An 18,319-nucleotide genomic window follows, 5' to 3' on the forward strand; every position below is an offset into this window, starting at 1 on the left:
GTATGCTCCTTTGAAAGGGAAAGATGAATTGCAAAAGCGCATATCAGGTGTTTTTCAGTCGAGGGTCAAAGGCTTTTTGTACGCCATCGCCCACATAGGAGAGCGCCAGTACGATGATCGTGAGTACCAGCGACGGCAACAAAACCCCCCAGGGATGCGTATCAATGAGGTTTGATCCCTGCACAATCATCAGGCCCAGGCTCGAACCAGGCGGCTGTACCCCCAATCCTAGCAGGCTAATGCCAGCTTCTCCCACAATGATCCCCCTCAGATCAAGCGTGGCAGTCAGCACAATGATGTTCAGCAGATGGGGGAGGATGTGGCGTCTGATGATCCGCCCATTGGGGGTTCCGCAGACACGCGCTGCTTCCACAAATGGCTGTTCCTTAATCTGGAGAGCTTGTCCTCGGACATAGCGTGCCATCAACGGCCACCCGGTAACTGCTAAGGCCAATGAGACGATCACCAGGCGCGCGTTCCCATTGGAGCCAATGAGCGGAATATTCCGCAAATGCGTATCGGCCCAGGGTCCGAAGATACTGGCAAGCAGGATCACAAATAGAAAGCTGGGAAAAGCAAAGATAAAATCAATGAAACGCGCCAGAACCTGGTCCACCCAGCCCCCATAGTAACCGGCCAGCACCCCGATAGTTACCCCCAATCCCAGCACGATCAACTCGACCATCATAGCGACAGTAAGCGAGACCAGTACCCCTTGCATCAGCCGCGCCAGCAAATCTCGTCCCAGGTCATCGGTTCCCAGCCAGTACTGCGCGGAGATAAATTCATCCTGGTTCTCCAGTTCCTGGTGATAAGGGTTGTGGTAAATGGTCGCGGGTACAACGCCATTCAGCGCGCTCTGATAGGGACTCCCGATGTGTTGATAGATGAGCGGGCCAAACAGCGCGACAAAAACGAAGAACAGCAGCAGGTACAGACTGATCATGGCGCGTTTATCGCGGCGGAACGGGCGCAATGGCTCCCGTGTGGCTGAATGTGCTGGCGGAGCGGGGAGTTCGGTTGAAGCTTGCTCTGCTGGTCTGGTAATTTCTGTACTCATGAAAATCTTCTCTCTCACCTAAGCGAATTTAATGCGTGGATCAACCAGAGAATAGAGGAGATCCGAGAGAAGGTTGCCCAGAACCACACCGAAAGCGAGCAGGATAGCCGTTGCCTGGATCACCGGGTAGTCATACGCCATAACCGAGCGAATCGTAATGTTTGCAATACCGGGAATGTTAAAGATAAACTCGATAAAGAAGGTTCCCGCAATCAGCAAACCCAAAGAGAGGCCCAGGAGAGTTACCAGCGGGATCAAAGCATTGCGCAGAGCATGCCGATAGATTACCACACGTTCTGATAACCCTTTGCCGCGAGCCGTGCGGATATAATCCTGATGGATAACCTCTAGAAGATTGGAGCGGGTAAAACGAGCAATGTAGGCGATGCCGCCTAAAGACAGGATCAGGATGGGGGCGATCTTGTATCGTAAATCGCCCCAGTCATAGTGCCAGGGCGCGCCCCAACCGGCAACCGGCCAGCCAATGTTGGTCTGCTGATCGACCCAGACCACGAGAACCTGCACGAACACGCACGTAATGAAGGTGGGTATGGTATAGGCTATCAGGAGCGCGCCCGTACTCAGGGTATCGCTCCAGGTACCCGCCCTGGTCGCTGCCAGGATGCCCAGCGGAATGCCAACCAGAAACTCAATCACAAGCGCCCAGAAGCCCAGTTCAACTGAGATTGGTACGCCCTCTTTGAGAATATCCCAGACAGGACGATTTGTCTGGGTGTAAGAGGTTCCCAGGTTGAAGTGAAAGAGATTGAAGAGAAAGGTTTCATACTGTTGATACCAGGGCTGATCGAGGCCATACTTATGCCTGAGCAGAGCATACACGGTGGGATTAAATTGCTGCCCCAGGAGGATGCGAATAGGATCACCTGGAGCCATATACCCCAAAATGAAGGTGACAAAGGTTATTGCCAGAACAATCAAGATCAGGCCAACCAGCCGTTTTACAAGCATCTGGACCACAAAATGCCCCTTTTCTCCTTTCATCATCTTGAAACCCATGAGCAATCGCCAGCCGGTGAACTAGCGATTGCTCATAGACTCCCCAGGAGTTCAAGAGATGCGCCTCTGAGCTATCTTCCTGTTCTACACCGAGATGTAGACATCGCTCCAGGTCTTGGTAGGACCATTCGCCGCGAGATTCTGCACCTTCGGATTAATCAATACGTCAAGTCCCCCCTGAATCAGCGGAACCCAGCCCACGTCATTGACGATTTTCTGCTCGGCGTCATTGTATTGTTGCGTGCGCTGCTCAGCGTTGCTATTCGTCGCTGCCGTCTCCAACTGTTGCTGAACCGCCTGTTGATCAGGGGTTTGCCCATAGTTTCCATCGTTGAGCGATCCCTCTGTGCCGAAGAAGGTATTCAGCCAGAAGAACGGATCGGCGAGATACGAGTATCCCAGGAACCAGATCTGTAGGGGGCCGTCGTGGCCTTTGGTAGCAGGCAGGTCTCGCGACACAAAGGTAGCGGGATCCTCTACCTTTAGTTGCACCGTAATACCGAGGGCCGCTTGCCATTGTTGCACAATCGCCTCGGCCACATTCTGGAAATCCTGACCAAGGTTGGGGAAGGTAAAGGTGATGGCAGATAACGTGCTGGGTGTGTATCCTGCCTCTTCCAATCCCTCATTCAACAGCTGCTTCGCCCTTGTCGGGTCACCCGCAGTACCGCTTACACCAGCTGGTCCCGTTAATTTCTGATTATAGCCTGGCATACCCTGCGGTAAGAGATGGTTGGTCGGCACATACGCGCCGTGCAAGACGTTACTGGCTAGAATATCCTTGTTGATCGCCAGAGCAAAAGCCTGGCGAATCTTGAGGTTGTCGAAAGGCTTCGCCAGGAAATTCATCGCCAGGAAATCAATATTCAGAACAGCGGCATGGTGGTAGTCGCTGCGCGATTTGGCTCCAGCGAGATTGGCAAGTGGAATCCCGGCATAGTCAATCTGACCTGCCAGATACTCTTTATACACGGTGGCTGGATCACTCGCTGGCAAGAATTCGAGCTTCTGCAAGCGGGCTTTGGCCCCGTAGTAATGAGAATTGGGAACCAGAACCATCCCCTGGCTGTGGCTGTAGCTGTCCACTTTGAAAACTCCAGCGCCAGCACCCTCCCCCAGGTGATCCGTCCAGGAGGCGCCATATTTGTCAATCAGCGCCTTATTGACCACATGCGTATTGTTTCCTGCCAGTTCTTGCAGGAAATAGGGGGCAGGAGTACTCAAAACGATGGTAATGGTCTGGGGATCCTTCACAATCAGACTATCGCCAATCAGGGTTGGAATCTGGCCGGTAAGCATGAGGAGAAAATCTTTGATTGCCGACAGAAACGAGGCGGTAGGAGAGGCCGTCGCTGGCGATAAGGTCCGGTTGATACTATAGGCGACATCCGTCGCTGTCAGGGGTGTGCCATCGCTAAAGGTCAGGTTGGGACGAAGCGTAAACGTATAGGACAGCCCATCCGAGGACGCCTGGTAAGAAGACGCCAGGTCGAGTACCACTGAGTTGTCACTGTTGAGTCGCACCAGGCCAGAAAAGATCAAGCTGACAGCCGTGTAATCTGTCGTTGCGGCGCTCACAGCAGGATCGAGCGACGAGAAATCCGCCGCTCCAATTGGGTACCGTAACACCTGCTTGTCAGGAGGCGCTGCGTTGCCCTGGGGGTTAGGGGTTGGGCTGCCACAAGCAGCCATCAACAGAACGAGCAGGCACATGAAGATGGAAAACAAGATTGGACGAGTGCGTGTCTGTTCTTGCATACGAATAGCTCCTTAAATACTGACACGTCCATGTATCAGGTTGCGCAACGAAACACACCAGTGAGTTTCATTTTGTTGATAAGTCTGGCACGCGAGTGAAGACCTGCGCTTTCACCGTCGGCTCCAGCTTGACAGCCAGGCTATCTATCTCTCCTTTCTCGGCAGTAGCAAACGACACTTTTGCTTTGAACTCAAAGCGTTCGAGGTTCAACTCGAAGATGTCGTAGTGGACGTGAGTCAGGGATGAGGGAATATCGTTATAGGTGCATTGTAAGCGATCTTCGACCTGACTGATAGTCACAACACCATAGCCGGGATGCTCATAACGCCCGCAATAGGCGTCAAGCGCGTGCGAGGGTTGGGTATCGGGAATCGCAGGCTCGGCTTTCTGCATTTCCGCGAGTTGCTTTTCCGCCTGGGCTTTGAGATCCGCGAACTCTTTCTGCAAGCGCCCGTTCCAATCCGTCTTTTCAGCGCCGAGCAAGCGATCACAGGCAGTGAAGGCGATGATATAAGGGACAAGGGTACCGCCGCGATTCGTGAAGACGGCCACCGCTGTGTTTTCGTCGGGCAAAAGGGCGACCTCGGCCATAAAGCCGTCAATCGAGCCGCCGTGCTGAACCATGCGATGGCCGCGATACGAGCCAATGAACCAGCCCTGCCCGTAGCACCAGTTGGCAATCTCTGGGTGTTTGCCCATTGGAATCGCTTCGCCCGCCGGGATGACCGTATGGGGAGTGTGGTTCTGAGCCAGGTGTTCGGCGGCCAGCAGTTGCGTCTCTCCGTGTTTGCCTTCGTTCAACTGAAAGCGCAGCCAGTATTCCATATCTTCCAGGTTGGTGTTGATGCCACCCGCCGGGCCAATAACCTGGAATTTGCGGTAAAAAGGGACTTCCTTAATCTCGTCCTTTTTCTCTTGATAGGGCAGCGCGTAATCGCTGGTTGCGAGCGAAGCCTCTACCGCAGTGTTGCTGCTGGTCATGCCCAGCGGCTTAAAGATGCGCTCTGCAACAAACTCCTCCCAGGTCTGGCCTGTGACACACTCAACCAGATAGCCCGCCGTCGCGTACATCAGGTTCTGGTACTGGTAGCGCGCGCGAAAATCGGCGTTAGGTTCGAGATAGGCTAAACGCTCGACGATCTCTTTGCGCGTGAAGTTCGAGCCGTACCAGAGAAATTCGTGGCGGGGCAGCCCGCTGCGATGGCACAAGAGATCGCGCACCATCATACGCTCGGTCGCAAAGGGATCGTGCAGCGTAAAGGTGGGCAGATAGTGCCGGACCGGTTTATCCCACTCCAGCTTGCCCTCTTCCACCAACATGGCGATGGCCGCCGCTGTGAAGGCTTTGCCAGAGGAGCCAATCGGGAAAAGCGTGTGCGGCGTCACCTCCAGGTTCTCTGCCACGCTGCGCTTGCCAAAGCCCCGCGAGAAGAGCACCTCGCCGTCTTTGATAATAAGCACGGCAGCCCCTGGAACCTTCCCATCCTCCATTGCGCTGTATACATCGTCCTCAAAACCCTTGAGTTGCGGGGTAATAGCTGCCGTGTGTACCTGTTGACTCATTCATTTTCCCTCTCTGCTGGTTCTGCTTTGCTTGCAACGCGCGTGAAGACGATGGGTTTCACCGCTGGCTCCAGATTGGCTGCCAGGCTCTCGATGGTTCCCGTTTCTCCGGTGGTAAATGACACCTTCGCCTTGTATTGAGCGAGCTTAATGAGCATCTCGAAGAGATCGTAGTGGATATGGGTCAATGGGGCGGTCACATCGTTATAGGCGAAGTGCAACTGACCATCGTTGAGTGTAACCGTTACGGCACCATAGCCGGGATGCGCGTACTCGCCGGTATACGCCTCCAATGGGTGAGAGGGCGGGGCGTCGGGTACGCGCTCGACCTTGCCGAGTGCCGCCAGTTGCTGCTCCCCCAGCGTTTTCGCTTTGCCAAACTCTTCTTTCCAGCGCCCATTCCAATCGGATACTTCTGCCCCCAGCAGGTAATCACAGGCATAGAAGGCGGCGACATAGGGGGCGACTGTGCCGCCAAGATTCGTGAAAACGGCCACTGCTGCCTGGTCGTCGGGCAAGAGCGCAACCTCGGCGGAGAAGCCATCAATCCCTCCACTATGCTGGAGCATCCGATGCCCACGGAAGGCACTGATTACCCAGCCCATGCCATAGCTGGACGTTGAGAACTCCTGAAAATTGAGGACCGGCGACGCAGGGATGAGCATCTGAGGGGTATGATTCTGGACGAGGTGCTCGGCGGCCAGCAGTTGTGTCTCTCCGTGTTTGCCGTTGTTCAGCTGGAACAGCAACCAATGCTTGATGTCTTCCAGGGTGCTGTTTATGCCGCCCGCCGGACCCATAGCCTGCAATCGATCATAGAAGGGAACCTCTTTGACTTCATCCTCTTCCTCAGCATAAGGCAGCGCGTAATCGTCGGTCTGCTGCGAGTCATGGACGGAGGTATTTGTGCTATCCATGCCCAGCGGCTTAAAGATGCGCTTTGCAACAAACTCCTCCCAGGTCTGGCCTGTGACACACTCAACCAGATAGCCTGCTGTCGCGTACATCAGGTTCTGGTACTGGAACATCACGCGAAAGTCTATATTGGGTTCGAGGTACTGTAAGCGTTCGACAGCTTCTTTGCGCGTAAAAAGCGCCTTGTACCACATGATCTCATGGCAGGGCAGGCCGCTGCGATGGGTCAGCAGATCACGCGGGGTCATGCGCTCGGTCGCAAAGGGATCGTGCAGCGTAAAGGTGGGCAGATAGTGCCGGACCGGTTTATCCCACTCCAGCTTGCCCTCTTCCACCAACATGGCGATGGCCGCCGCTGTGAAGGCTTTGCCAGAGGAACCAATCGGGAAAAGCGTGTGCGGCGTCACCTCCAGGTTCTCTGCCACGCTGCGCTTGCCAAAGCCCCGCGAAAGGACTACTTCACCATCCTTGAGGATCAGCAGGGCCAGGCCAGGCACTTTCCACTCATCCAGAACCTTGCCAACCTGGTGTTCCAGGTCTTGCAGGTGGGTGCTTGTCGTCACTATGGGGGCTGGGCGCGCTTTCACGGATTCCTCCCTGAAAAGTAAATGTCTGCTCTCTTGCGAGACAGTGTACCTGAGCATCTGAGAGGAACCATCTACCAAAGGATACACCAGGGGGTGGCTTTTTAGGCAGACGAAGGGGTACCTCCTGGAATGGATGATGAGATTGCCGCTCAGTGGGGGGGAACGGAATTAGAGGAGACCCAGTGTGTGCGCGTAGGCAACAGCCTGGACCCGGTTGGTCACTCCCAGCTTCGCGTAGATCGTGTTGATATGGGATTTGACGGTTCCAGTGACCACTACCAACTCTTCAGCAATCTCCCGGTTTTTGCGCCCAGAAGCCATCAGCCGCAGCACTTCACGCTCGCGCCAACTCAAGGGATCAAACAGTGGCTGGACCTGCGTTGGGGACGTTGGCAGGGAAGATGTCTCCGGGTGCGCAAACACCTTGAGTAAATTGGAGAGATAGACCCGGCTGAGCTTCTGTCCTGTCGTCTTCTGTGTTCGGTACTGCTCTAGCAGTTGCCGCAAAAGCCTGGACATCGGCTCTCCCTCGCCCAAAAACAGGCGGATGTACCGTCCTGGCTCGGCGAGAGACACCGCTCGACCCAGCGCCGCGAGAGCGCCTGCATTGTCACCCTGAAGTTGGAGCGCCAGGGCTTGCAGAGCCAGGGCCTCCAGCAGCGATCTCACCCTTCCTGCTGCCTCGGCGGCGGCGCGCAAACGCTCCAACAGCGCGCGAGCGCGCTGCACAGCGGATTCATCAGCGCCGACACGACCGACCGCAATGAGTACGCGCGCCAGCGTCAATTGTTCAAACTCGCTACGTGTGTTATTCGGGTCTTCGAGGAAATCAGCGCGCCCACGCATCCAGATCAGGGCTTCTTCCATACGACCCGCTGCCAGAGAGAGTCTGGCGCGGCCTGCGGCCACAGCAGCAAGAGACTCAACGTGTCCTGCTTTCTGGCAGATAATCTCGGTTTGTTGCAACCACAAATCTGCTGCTTCTCTATTTCCTTGCGCTTGCGAGACCAGGGCGAGGAGGAGCGCGCTATTGCTCAGGATATTTCCGCTCTGTATTTGCAGCCCTCTATCCCAGGCTTGCAGCAAATGCTGCCGGGCTGCATCTAAATTATTCCACTCCCAGAACAAATAGCTCAGGCCAACATGAGCCGCCCCTGTCGCCAAAAGAGAGGGGACATCCTGCTCTGGAGCAAGGGTGAGTACCTGTTGGTAAATCTTCGCCGCCTGGGAAGTGGAGCCTTGTGCCATAAACAGCTCAGCCTGGAGCGCCAGGCCGTATGGGTACAGGAGTGCGTGGCCCGTGACCTGGAGGCGGCTGCTCGCCTCCATGATGGCTTTTGTTCCAGCACTCACACTCCCCCCTCTGGAATAGGCAATCCCCAGAATCAGCAAGACCAGACTACGTGGATATAGGCTTTCTGTCGGCAGATGCTGAAGCGCCTGCCGACAGGTGGCGATGGCGCTGGCAACGTCATTAGACGAAAGCGCATAGATGGCACGCAGCGCGGCGATCTCCCCTTGCAAAGCGACAGCGGTTGCCAGAGGCAGCGTTTCCTGTCTCACCTGTAGCGCCTGCTCGGCAGCATCTACCCAGGAGAAAAATAGAGCGACTTCGGAGGTGATAAACGAGAGCCAAGCAGCAGTAATGCAGAGGCGGGGGCTGGCGCGGACCACCGCATTGGGCAATGCGGCCAGCCAATGCTGCAAGGTGGTGATTTCTCCAATCCTGATAAAACCCTCTGCTGCCTGCTCGATCAGCCCTGCTGCACGCTCGAAATCTCGTGCTTCCAGGGAATGCCTGATGGCGTCTTTGGGGCAGCCGCGCGCCTCAAACCACTGGCTGGCGCGTGCGTGGAGGATGGGGACCAATTCTGGCTGGGTGCGCTCAAGCTGATGGCGGAGCGCCTCGGCAAAGAGTTGGTGGTAACGATACCAGCCACCTTGCTCAGCCTGTGGGAAGAGGAACAGGTTCGCTCGCTCCAGATACTCCAGCACGCTCTGTGCATCCTCCTGGTCAGCTACAGCACAGCACAGCGAGCTATTTAAGCTCTCAAGAATGGATGTATGCAGCAGGAAAGACCGAATGTATGCGGGCTGGGGTTCAAGTATCTCTTCAAGCAGGTAGGCCAGGACGTACTGATGGTTTCCAGCAAAGCTCGCCACAAAACGGGCAAGGTTATCCTCTTCTTGCAGAGCAACCGCAGCCAGTTGCAAGCCTGCAATCCAGCCCTCCGTTCGCTGGCGCAGGATAGTAATCTCTGCTGGCCCCAACGCGCGTTCCACCGCAGAGGTGAACCATGTCTCGACCTCCTCATGAGTAAAACGGAGCGCAGCGGCACTGAGTTCGATGAGCTTTCCAGAGGCGCGTAATCGCGCGAGGGGAAAAGGCGGCTCATGGCGGCTGGCGATCATCAGATGGACGTGTGCGGGGAGGTGATCAAGCGCCATCTTAAGCGCGGCGTGGATCGCCTCATGCTCGATGACATGATAATTATCAAGGATGATGGTCACTGCTGTGGGCAGAGTGGCGAGTTCGTTGAGCAACACCATCATAGCTTCGGTTAGTGAATCCTGCGAAGCAAGGGAGCATGTGTTGCGGATTGTACTGCCCAGCACTGGATGTGGCTTCTGGAGCGCCCCAATCAGGTAGGCAAGAAAACGGCGTGGGTCATTATCCTCTTCATCCAGGGAAAGCCAGGCTACTGAACGCCCACGAGCGATAGCCCATTCACCTAAGAGAGTCGTTTTGCCAAATCCAGCGGGGGCGCAGACCAGTGTAAGCGACCTCACAGCGCCTTGTTGTAATACCTGTAGCAAGCGTGGACGTGTGACCAGGTGGGGGGGAGGGGATGGAATCGCTCTCTTCGTCGTGAGCAAGACCATCGGTTGTTCCAGGATCGGGAGATCATCCCCGGTGTTCCGACCATCTGCTGGCAAGGTGCGGGGCAGAGTGAGTTTTTTGAGGGCTTCAGCCAGGCGTTGCGATGAAAGTTCCTCTGCTTTTCCAAGGTACACCTTGCCCAGCTTCCCATGCTGAGCGCGGTAGGCATACCAGTACCAGCAGCCATGCCGTAACTCGCGCCGGGCCGTCAATGCGCCAGAGGCAGTATGATAGGCAAAGGACTGGCTCTCACAAGCGTTCAGCCAGGTATACCAGGCATCCGTTCCTACGGTAATTTCAGGCAGTTCGCTCCCAGAAGCATCAAGCGGGATGAATTGATCGTTAACCACTCGCGCAATCAGATGGCGTGCCATGAGTCTATCCTCCTGATGTTCCCATAGAGATGCCTTCCTCTTCAGGTTAAGAGATCGCTGAAGTATGAAAACAGTGAGAAGGACTGGGTAATAGTTTTACCCAAAGAATTACCCACCTCTCAACAGAAAATACCCATGCTAGCAGCATACCTGAGAGAGACGGGTACGTCAATGTGCTATTCCAGCTCCAGGACGAAGTACAGTTCCACCATCTATCGGGGGTTGCCACTTGTAGCGCCGCCCCCCTTCGGGAAGGGCCGCTTGCCTCGGCTGGGCCTCGGCAGTCTCGCTCCCGGTGGTCGCTCGCGCGTCCCTCCTGGCGGCTCAACGCTGGCCCGTTGGTGCGGTGGCCCGCAGGGCAACGCTCGCCCTGGCGCAACGGTGGCCGCCTGGAAGGCGGCGCTACAAGTACCATGCCTCGCTTGCCAACACCTCATGTTTGCTAGAACCACGAAGTACTCCTCTGGCCGTGCATTCCAGACCTCGACCAGAGCGACCAGGCAGCAGAGGTTGTGAATTCGCTGCTGAGCCGACACGCGCCCTCCTGAGCTGCTTTATTATTCAGTCTCCTACAACCTGCGAGGGCAAGAAATGGGGTTCCTTACCGCTCTTGCGCGAGACGCGCGCTTCGCAAGCGGAGCAATTAGCGTTTTCCAGGTGTTGTATGCTCGCGGCTGCTGGCGCTGAAGTGCTGCTGATGTCGCCAGAAGCGTTTCAGCAGGTCCGCTTCAGCCAGATGATCTCTGACATGGCCCAGGCCGGGCATCAGGCAGCGCCAGACGGACGGGTGTTCTGTAACCCAGGGTACTTCAGCTTGCATCGCAGGCGTCAGATATTCTGGATGCGTCTGATAGTGCGCCAGCACATCTGGCATCTCATCCAGGGTCTGCTCATCGAGGGCCGACAGCCAGGTAAGTAGCCGCACATGGACCGCATCCCCATAGGCGATCACATCGCCTTTCGTCACCTGGTGGGCAAGCTGATCGGCTTCTAACTGAGTCATCCCGACACCGATGCCAGGCGTGGTCAACGCGCCTTTGCCTGCCCACTGCGGGTCGCTGATGACCTCCGGCACTCCGCAGATCAGGGTGTGCAGCGCCCAGTCCTGGGTTCTGGCAACGTGCCAAAGATCAAAGCCAAGCAGATTCGTCTCTGGCACGATGCGCGTGGTCCACTCCTCAAGGGAGAGATCATCGGCGACGGCATGGAAGATCGCGTTGACGCTGGCACATTGGCGCAGCAACAACTCTGGCGATTGCATGGCGATTGGCTCCTTGTGGCAGAGATGCTCCCAAGGAGCATCTCTGCTGGCTGTCCTTGTTGTCTGGTCATCGGTTGAAGTTCTCTCAGGCAGAGAGATTATCTGCGTCCGGCGCAGCGCCTCCTCAGAAACTGAGGGACTGTGCTCCGTTGACCAGCGCCTCGACGGCAGTGGCCGCGCCGATGATCTGCGCCCCTTCTACCAGATGCTCTTGCGTAATCTGGCGTGGCTTCGCGCACGCGCCACAGACCCAGATTTTCCCACCTCTGGTTGTAAATTGCTGAATCAAGTCCTTGAGCGGCTGGAAATCCTGAGCCTGCACCCCTTCAGCATAGCCCTGGGTGGCGACGCGCACGCCCTCCAGGGTCAGCAGCAGCGTGGCCTCTTGCCTGGAAGAGAGCGCGGTATTACCGACCACCAGGGCCAGCGACGCCCGCTCAGCGTCTTCTTTCCCACAAGTGTTGTGAACCATAACGTGTCCCATTGGTATCCTCCTGTGCTCTTGCTGGTGTTCTGAGAGCCACAACGACCCCCAACTCCTCTTACTTATGGCGAATGAGATAACGGTCGCCCGCGTGCAGGACCAGGCTATGGCCGGTCAGTCGGCACCAGGCGGTCAGATCAACCGTCACGCTGGGATCAGTCGCCCGAATCTCCAGGGTCTGGTTGGATGCCAGACGACGCATGCAATCGGCGATGGCGTCCAGGGCGCCACTGGCACAGCCGCGATCCCCAGCATCATAGAAGGCATCTGCTTGCAAGCTGGAGTCGGCGCGTTCGTTCATTTGAGGTGCATTTCCTTTCCTGGCTGTTTGAGCAGGGTTGCCTGAACCCTCAGCACAATCAATTTACCTGGAGGATAACCTTTCCATCTCCCAAAATTCTTACTTTGGTCTTACTTTGCCCTTCTTTTGTAAAACTCCATAGAAAAAGGCCGGAACAGGTGTTCCGGCCTGCAAAATAGAGCGTCTGTGACGAGGGGTCAGACGACACCCAATCTCTCGAAAATCTGCTGTGCTTCCTCCTGAGCTTTCCGGGCTAGTTGGGCATCGCCAGCGGCCCTCCAGGTGAGATGAATGCTTGCAATAGCGGTTAAGCAGCGCGCGGTCTCATACTCGTTTCCGGCAGAGCGGAAACTGGACAGGGCGTTTGCAAAATCGTTTAAGGCGTCCTGATGTTTTCCCTGGGCCGCCGCCAGTTCGCCATGCGCTTGATGCGCCATCGCCACCCACATGTGGCTGGCATACTTTGCTGCTGCCTGGTCTAGTTGGAGGCAAAAGCGCAGCGCCTCCTCCAGATTGCCCTGTGCTATGCGCAGGCTGATCGCCGCCGGAAGCAACAGCGAATAACAGGTGGAGCAATTCCCATGACGCTCGCTCATCGTCAGCCCCAGGTTCAGAGCCTGGTCGGCAGCCAGAAGGTCGCCCGCAGCCAGGCGGTTGTGCACGAGCGAGGCGTTCACACGGGTGAGGCAATGGGCGCGCAACAGCGCCCGTTTCGCAGCGTCCAGCCCCTCATAGAGCGTTACCAGTCCTTCGTCTATCCTGCCACTCCCCGTGAGGAGCGCCCCCAACCGCTGGCAAGCTATCGCCTCGCCAAAGGCGGCGCCGATCTGGCGGAAGAGCTGGATAGAATTGCGCAGCGCCGCCTCTGCGCTGGCCCAATGGCCTGATTGAAACTCAAGCGTTCCATCAAAACAGTGACACAGCGCGACCGCCCGCGCCGCGCCCATACGTTGAGCTTGTGTGAGCATCGTCTGTACGGCTTGCTTTATTTCTTTATAGCCCTGATCGCCATACAAATGATATTCCCATAGGCACAGGTGAATATCAAAAGCCTCGGTGACATCCAGTTCGGGGCCAGTCAAGCGAGCGCGCTGCTGCTCAAAGTCGAGACCGCGCTGCCATTCGCCCAGGGAATGACAGACTAACGCCAGCATTTCATAGGCGCGAGCGAGGGAAATTGGCTTCTTGAGGTGTTCCGCAATAGCCAGGCTTTTCTGCGCGGCCACCAGCGCCTGCTGAAACTCGCCTCGATGCCAGTAGAAGACGGCAAAGTGATAGAGGGCAAAGGCATACTCGTCAGCGTCCTCGTGTTCATCAACCATTGCTATCGCCGCCTGTAAGTGGTTTTCCGCCTCTGCTATCTTTCCCGCGTTGAGCAGCAACACCGCCGCCATCTGATGCATACGTGCCTGGTCGCGGCCTGGCGGCTGCCAATCCGTCGTCGGCAGTGAGGTCAGCGCCTGCTCAAGACGGGTAACGGCGTGGGAGGTATCCCCCAGGATAAGGCCCCACCAGCCGAGCGCCTTCAGAACGTTCCAACGATGGGCCGGGTCATGTACTCCTAACTCGTCCATGAGCGCCAGCGCACGCTCGAAGCAGCTTACCGCGACCTCGAACGCGTAGAGGTCTGCTGCTTTCATCCCTGCCTGAAGGAGATATGGGATGGCATGATCACGACAGGCGCTGCGCTCATAGTGAAAGGCCAACGCTTCTACAGAGGGGAACAGCCCCTCAGACCGGGTTGCATACGCTGCTTCGATGGCCTCAGCGGTGCGTGTATGCAGCAGCACCCGCCGTTCGCGGGTAAGCGCATCATAGAGAGCACGACGTGTCAACGGATGGTGGAAGGAGTACCCGTCTACCGTCTCCTCAAGCAAGTGGCTATCAAGCGCGGCATCCAGGGCATCAAGCAACTCCCCTTCGGAGAGAGGAACCAGGCGGCGCAGGAGATCAAACTGAAATTCTCGTCCGACCACCGCAGCCGTCTTGAGCGCCGTTTCGATTGACGCCCCCAAACGGCTGATGCGCTCGCGCAGTAACCCTGCGAGTCCGCTCGGCACGGGGAGTTCTACGCCTGACTTCAGCCGCCACTGCCCTACACCTTCCTCCACCTGTCCCGACTTGAGCAGCATGCGGGTAATTTCCTCAACAAAGAACGGGTTTCCCTCGGTGATGGCAAACATGGCCTCCAGCAGAGACAGAGAAATCTGTCCGCCAAGAAGAAAAGCGATCATACTTGCCACACTGCTCTTTACCAGTGGCGCCAGGTTGAGCGTCTCGCTAAGATGTTCGTGATAAAGGGCGTTCAAGAGGGCGCCGAAGGGAGTTGTTACCTGAGCGCCTGTATCGCTTCGATAGGTCGCTAGCAGCATCACCGGAGCAGCCCGCGTTTGACGCGCCAGATAATGAAAGAGGTGAAGGCTCGCCTCATCAGCAGCATGGAGATCATCAATCAGCAGCACAACCGGACCTTGCGCTGCCAGTTTCATCAGGAACGTCAAGGCAGCCTGAAAGAGCGCCCACTGTTCTTGTTGGGGATCACTCACCCCCAACCGTTGAAAGTGCGTAATGGGATGCTCGCCAGGCCGATGATGGTGCTCAAGGAGATAACGGTCAAAGGCTTCAATGAACGGGTGGTAGGGCATCTGTCCTTCTTGTTCATAAGCCCGGCTGAAGAGTGTGGTGACGCCTGAGGAGGCGATGGTGCGCAGCGCCTCCAGAGCCAGGCGTGTCTTGCCTACCCCGGAGTCTCCTGCCAGGAGCAGCACCTGCTCGCGCGGCTTTGTGGCCGAGCGCAATCGTGTCAGGAGCAGATCGAGTTCGCTCTGGCGCCCGACCAACGGCAGCGCGTGTTCCCCTTCAGGTACGACGGATACAGGAGCTATCCAACCAGTATGGACGGGGAGGGGGGATGAGGCAAGCTCGCCACTGACAATGCGTGCGTAGAGTGCTGTTGTCTGTGGATCAGGCGACACTGCTAGTTCGGCGGAGAGGGCCTCCACACAGGTTTGATATTGGCGGAGCGCCTCATGGCGACGACCTGCCAGGGCGTAGAGTCCCATCAACTCACGATGTACCACCTCGTCAGCCGGGTCGCGCGTCAGCAATGGGGTCAGCAAGGTGATGGCGTCGCTGTATTCACGCGCCTCGCGGGCATAGGCGGCCAGGCCCAGGCGTACTTCGCGGTGCTGACGGGAGAGCGCGGCGCGTGGTATCAGCGTCCACTCGGCATAGCGGTCCTCAGGGAGAAAATCACCTGTATAGAGGCGCAAAGCAGCGATCAGGTCAGCCCGATCCCTGGAGTGGGCCAACGACTCGAATACGGCTGCATCTATCCACACCCCATCTGCCAGGACAAACACGCCATCGTGAAAGGTAAACAGAGCCTCAGCCGTCCCAGCGCCAAGCGCAGTATCAAGCGTCTGGCGAAGGGCATGGACCGTGCGGTACAGGTTGTTGGCGCCAGCAAGGGGATCCCCCTCCGGCCAGAGTAACTCGATGGCCTGCTCTTTCAAGAGCCGCTGCTCGGCTGCCAGCCGCTGAAGCAGTGTCGCTGCCTTCCGCCGTGTCCAGGCAGAGGCGGGCACACTTCGCTCCCCATGCGTTACCTCGAAGCGACCGAGGAGGAAAATGCAAGGAGAAGGTGATGCCACTTGAGGTGATCCTCCGGCAGGAAGCTGCACCAACCGTCATTTACGCCAGCAAAGACTGATAAGGGTAGTCATTCCACCATCAAGTATAGCATGGCGTGGAAACGCCCAGTGAGTGTTTCCAAATCGGCCTGTACTGCAAAGTCACACGTTACACCTGGCGACCCTGGCCTTGCCCCTGCTGAACTCCTCACCCATCATTGCCAGCGAAAGGCCCGCCAGGTGAGAAGCAGGGAGCCGATAATCCAGGCCGCCAGAATCAGCACACTGGTCTGGATGGCTGCCCAGCCTGCGCCGTTGTTGATGATCTGGCGCAGCGCGTCATCGAGATAGAAGAGCGGCATAGCGCGAATGACGCCTTGCAGGAAGCCTGTAATCTGGCTGACCGGGAAGTACGAGCCGCCCAGGAACATCATGGGGAAGCTGACCAGCAGAATAGCCGCGTTGGCCGCCTGCGATTTCTTGAAGAACCCTGCAACGGCAAAGCCAAAGGACAGCATCATCAACGCCCCCAACACAATGACCAATGCCAGTAAGCCAATATTACCGTAGATATGGACGTTGAAAATCCAGACCGCCAGGGCGATCAGCACAACCTCCTGAATAACGGAGAGCAGCAGACGGGCCAGCAATTGTGCGCCGATCATGGCAATCGGAGCCAGCGGAGTAGCCGCCAGGCGCTTCGTGATGCCCTGCTCGCGCCAGAAGACCAGTTGAACGGCAACGCTCAGATTGGCCCACATCAGCAGCATCCCCACCATGCCGGGGGCGACAAAATCAATGGTGCGCAGGCTTTTCACCGAAACACCCTGCTCATCCAGCGTCACCAGGCCAGGCTGATTGGCAGCAGCGCGATTGATGCCATCAACAATGGAACTCACCGCCAGTTTAGTAGAGGCGGCGGTGACGGGATCAGCCTGATTGTAAATGACCTTGAGATGCGCGCCGCCATGCAGCACCCCAGCGCCGAAGCCAGGAGCCATGATGATAACGGCGTCACGCTTGCCAGCGATCAGGGCTTGCTCTTCTCCAGCCTGGCTGCCTGTATACACCTGGAGTGAGTTGGTCTTCTGAAGCTCGCTGATGACCTGGGCTGAGGTGGGCGAATGGTCTTGATCGACCACGCCCAACTGGATGCGGGCCGCGCCGTTATCCCCGAACAAAAAGCCGAAAATCAGCACAGAGATGACCGACAAGCCCAGGCTGGAAATGATAACCGCACGCTGACGCAGCACCATCAGAAAGTTGGCGCGAAACAGCGAGAAAAAAGTAGCCATGATTGTTCCCCTTTTGACTATATGAATATCCCTACGCCTGCTCAGGACGAAGCTCGCGCCCGGTCAGATCGAGAAAAACGTCTTCCAGTGTGGGCGTGCGCACTTGCAGATCGGTCAGGGCAATACCTCGCTGCGTGGCATAATCCAGCAGCGCCAGCAGGGTTGGCTCCATCTGGCTGGTCTGAAGGGCAAAGCGCCCATTGGCCGCGCGCACTTTGCCCACGCCTGGCAGTTCGCCTAGTTCAGCGCCGAGAGCCGCGCCGTCCAGGTGGCAATCAATCGTCGCCCGCGCGCCCAGGCGTCCAATCAATCCGGCGGCGGTATCCAGCGCGATGATCTGGCCCTCGTCCATAATGGCGATCCGGTCACAGAGGGCTTGAGCCTCATCCATATAGTGAGTCGTAATGATGATCGTCTTCCCACGTTCGCGCAGGTTGAGAACGGTATCCCACAACATGCGGCGGCTCTGAGGGTCCAGGCCAGCGGTAGGCTCATCCAGAAACACGACCTGCGGGTCGTTCACCAGCGCCAGCGCCAGCGCCAGCCGTTGCCACTGGCCGCCCGAAAGATCGTCTGGAGCGGCTCTGGCTTTCTCTTCCAGTGCCACCAGGCGCAGCAGGTCTTTGGCCCGCTGCGCCCTGGGATAGAGCGAGCCGAAGAACTGAACGGTTTCCTGCACCGTCAATTCTGGAAAGAGCGAGGTTGCCTGCAATTGCACGCCAATGATGCGCTGCACAGCGCGCTTCTGGCGGCGGATGTCCAGGCCCGCGATCACCGCCGTACCCTCATCAGGCGCGCGGATACCTTCGATCATTTCCAGCGTAGTTGTTTTGCCTGCCCCATTTGGGCCAAGCAGCCCAAAGATTTCACCGCGCCGCACACCGAAAGAAACACCTCTGACAACGGCTTTCTGTTGATAACGCTTGACCAGATTGCGCACATCTACCATTAGTTCACCAACAGCCGATGTTTCGGCAGCCGATTCCGCTGCTGCTGCCGTTTCTTGCGACATCTCATGCCCCTTTCTGAAAACGGAGGGCGCAGCCCTTCGTGCTTTCTATAGCCGAGTATAGCTGCCCTCTCGTCCAGGCAGATGTGCGCCTGGTCATCATTCAGGTCATCTCTTTTTGGCAACCCTATTCCCTTCCCCCATGACTCGAGTCACGGGTCATGGTTCCGCGCCTATGACT

12 protein-coding genes are annotated in these 18,319 nt (G+C 57.1%); all 12 read right to left on the reverse strand.

From position 1 onward, the window contains the following. Window positions 1–43: 43 nt before the first annotated feature. On the reverse strand, window positions 44–1,060 hold the full coding sequence (locus VH599_20855) for an ABC transporter permease (protein ID HEY7350772.1): 1,017 nt from the start codon (window positions 1,058–1,060) through the stop codon (window positions 44–46). Between the two features lie 18 nt (window positions 1,061–1,078). After that, complete coding sequence (locus tag VH599_20860) at window positions 1,079–2,065, reverse strand: ABC transporter permease (protein HEY7350773.1); 987 nt, start codon at window positions 2,063–2,065, stop codon at window positions 1,079–1,081. A 96-nt stretch (window positions 2,066–2,161) separates the two neighbouring features. After that, on the reverse strand, window positions 2,162–3,835 hold the full coding sequence (locus tag VH599_20865) for a peptide ABC transporter substrate-binding protein (protein HEY7350774.1): 1,674 nt from the start codon (window positions 3,833–3,835) through the stop codon (window positions 2,162–2,164). A 67-nt stretch (window positions 3,836–3,902) separates the two neighbouring features. After that, entirely contained in the window at window positions 3,903–5,399 is a 1,497-nt protein-coding gene (locus VH599_20870; protein ID HEY7350775.1) for a serine hydrolase, read from the reverse strand. Next, complete coding sequence (locus VH599_20875) at window positions 5,396–6,901, reverse strand: serine hydrolase (protein ID HEY7350776.1); 1,506 nt, start codon at window positions 6,899–6,901, stop codon at window positions 5,396–5,398. The genes VH599_20870 and VH599_20875 overlap by 4 nt, the downstream gene beginning before the upstream one ends. Before the next feature lie 168 nt (window positions 6,902–7,069). Beyond that, entirely contained in the window at window positions 7,070–10,156 is a 3,087-nt protein-coding gene (locus VH599_20880) for a LuxR C-terminal-related transcriptional regulator (GenBank protein ID HEY7350777.1), read from the reverse strand. A 643-nt stretch (window positions 10,157–10,799) separates the two neighbouring features. After that, window positions 10,800–11,417, reverse strand: a complete 618-nt coding sequence (locus VH599_20885) for a DinB family protein (GenBank protein ID HEY7350778.1) — start codon at window positions 11,415–11,417, stop codon at window positions 10,800–10,802. 124 nt (window positions 11,418–11,541) lie between these two features. Further along, window positions 11,542–11,901 (reverse strand): DsrE family protein, encoded by a 360-nt coding sequence (locus tag VH599_20890; protein ID HEY7350779.1) that lies wholly within the window; start codon window positions 11,899–11,901, stop codon window positions 11,542–11,544. 58 nt (window positions 11,902–11,959) lie between these two features. Beyond that, complete coding sequence (locus VH599_20895) at window positions 11,960–12,202, reverse strand: sulfurtransferase TusA family protein (protein ID HEY7350780.1); 243 nt, start codon at window positions 12,200–12,202, stop codon at window positions 11,960–11,962. A gap of 197 nt (window positions 12,203–12,399) precedes the next feature. Beyond that, on the reverse strand, window positions 12,400–15,789 hold the full coding sequence (locus tag VH599_20900) for an AAA family ATPase (protein HEY7350781.1): 3,390 nt from the start codon (window positions 15,787–15,789) through the stop codon (window positions 12,400–12,402). A 260-nt stretch (window positions 15,790–16,049) separates the two neighbouring features. Continuing rightward, the gene (locus VH599_20905; GenBank protein HEY7350782.1) at window positions 16,050–17,129 is read right to left on the reverse strand and encodes an ABC transporter permease; all 1,080 of its coding nucleotides are present in this window, start codon (window positions 17,127–17,129) and stop codon (window positions 16,050–16,052) included. A gap of 31 nt (window positions 17,130–17,160) precedes the next feature. Then, window positions 17,161–18,141 carry an ABC transporter ATP-binding protein gene (locus VH599_20910; protein ID HEY7350783.1) on the reverse strand — a complete coding sequence of 327 codons (981 nt, stop codon included), beginning with the start codon at window positions 18,139–18,141 and terminating at the stop codon, window positions 17,161–17,163. Window positions 18,142–18,319 lie beyond the last annotated feature (178 nt).

The sequence above is a fragment of the Ktedonobacterales bacterium genome (genome assembly GCA_036557285.1).
In the GTDB taxonomy this organism is placed as follows: Bacteria; Chloroflexota; Ktedonobacteria; order Ktedonobacterales; family DATBGS01; genus DATBHW01.

Bases quoted from the DNA above. Each gene is read 5' to 3' on its own strand.
- VH599_20870 (HEY7350775.1), bottom strand. From the start codon at position 5,399: ATGAGTCAACAGGTACACACGGCAGCTATTACCCCGCAACTCAAGGGT.
- VH599_20855 (HEY7350772.1), bottom strand. From the start codon at position 1,060: ATGAGTACAGAAATTACCAGACCAGCAGAGCAAGCTTCAACCGAACTC.
- VH599_20860 (HEY7350773.1), bottom strand. From the start codon at position 2,065: ATGATGAAAGGAGAAAAGGGGCATTTTGTGGTCCAGATGCTTGTAAAA.
- VH599_20905 (HEY7350782.1), bottom strand. From the start codon at position 17,129: ATGGCTACTTTTTTCTCGCTGTTTCGCGCCAACTTTCTGATGGTGCTG.
- VH599_20895 (HEY7350780.1), bottom strand. From the start codon at position 12,202: ATGAACGAACGCGCCGACTCCAGCTTGCAAGCAGATGCCTTCTATGAT.
- VH599_20880 (HEY7350777.1), bottom strand. From the start codon at position 10,156: ATGGCACGCCATCTGATTGCGCGAGTGGTTAACGATCAATTCATCCCG.
- VH599_20885 (HEY7350778.1), bottom strand. From the start codon at position 11,417: ATGCAATCGCCAGAGTTGTTGCTGCGCCAATGTGCCAGCGTCAACGCG.
- VH599_20865 (HEY7350774.1), bottom strand. From the start codon at position 3,835: ATGCAAGAACAGACACGCACTCGTCCAATCTTGTTTTCCATCTTCATG.
- VH599_20890 (HEY7350779.1), bottom strand. From the start codon at position 11,901: ATGGGACACGTTATGGTTCACAACACTTGTGGGAAAGAAGACGCTGAG.
- VH599_20910 (HEY7350783.1), bottom strand. From the start codon at position 18,141: ATGTCGCAAGAAACGGCAGCAGCAGCGGAATCGGCTGCCGAAACATCG.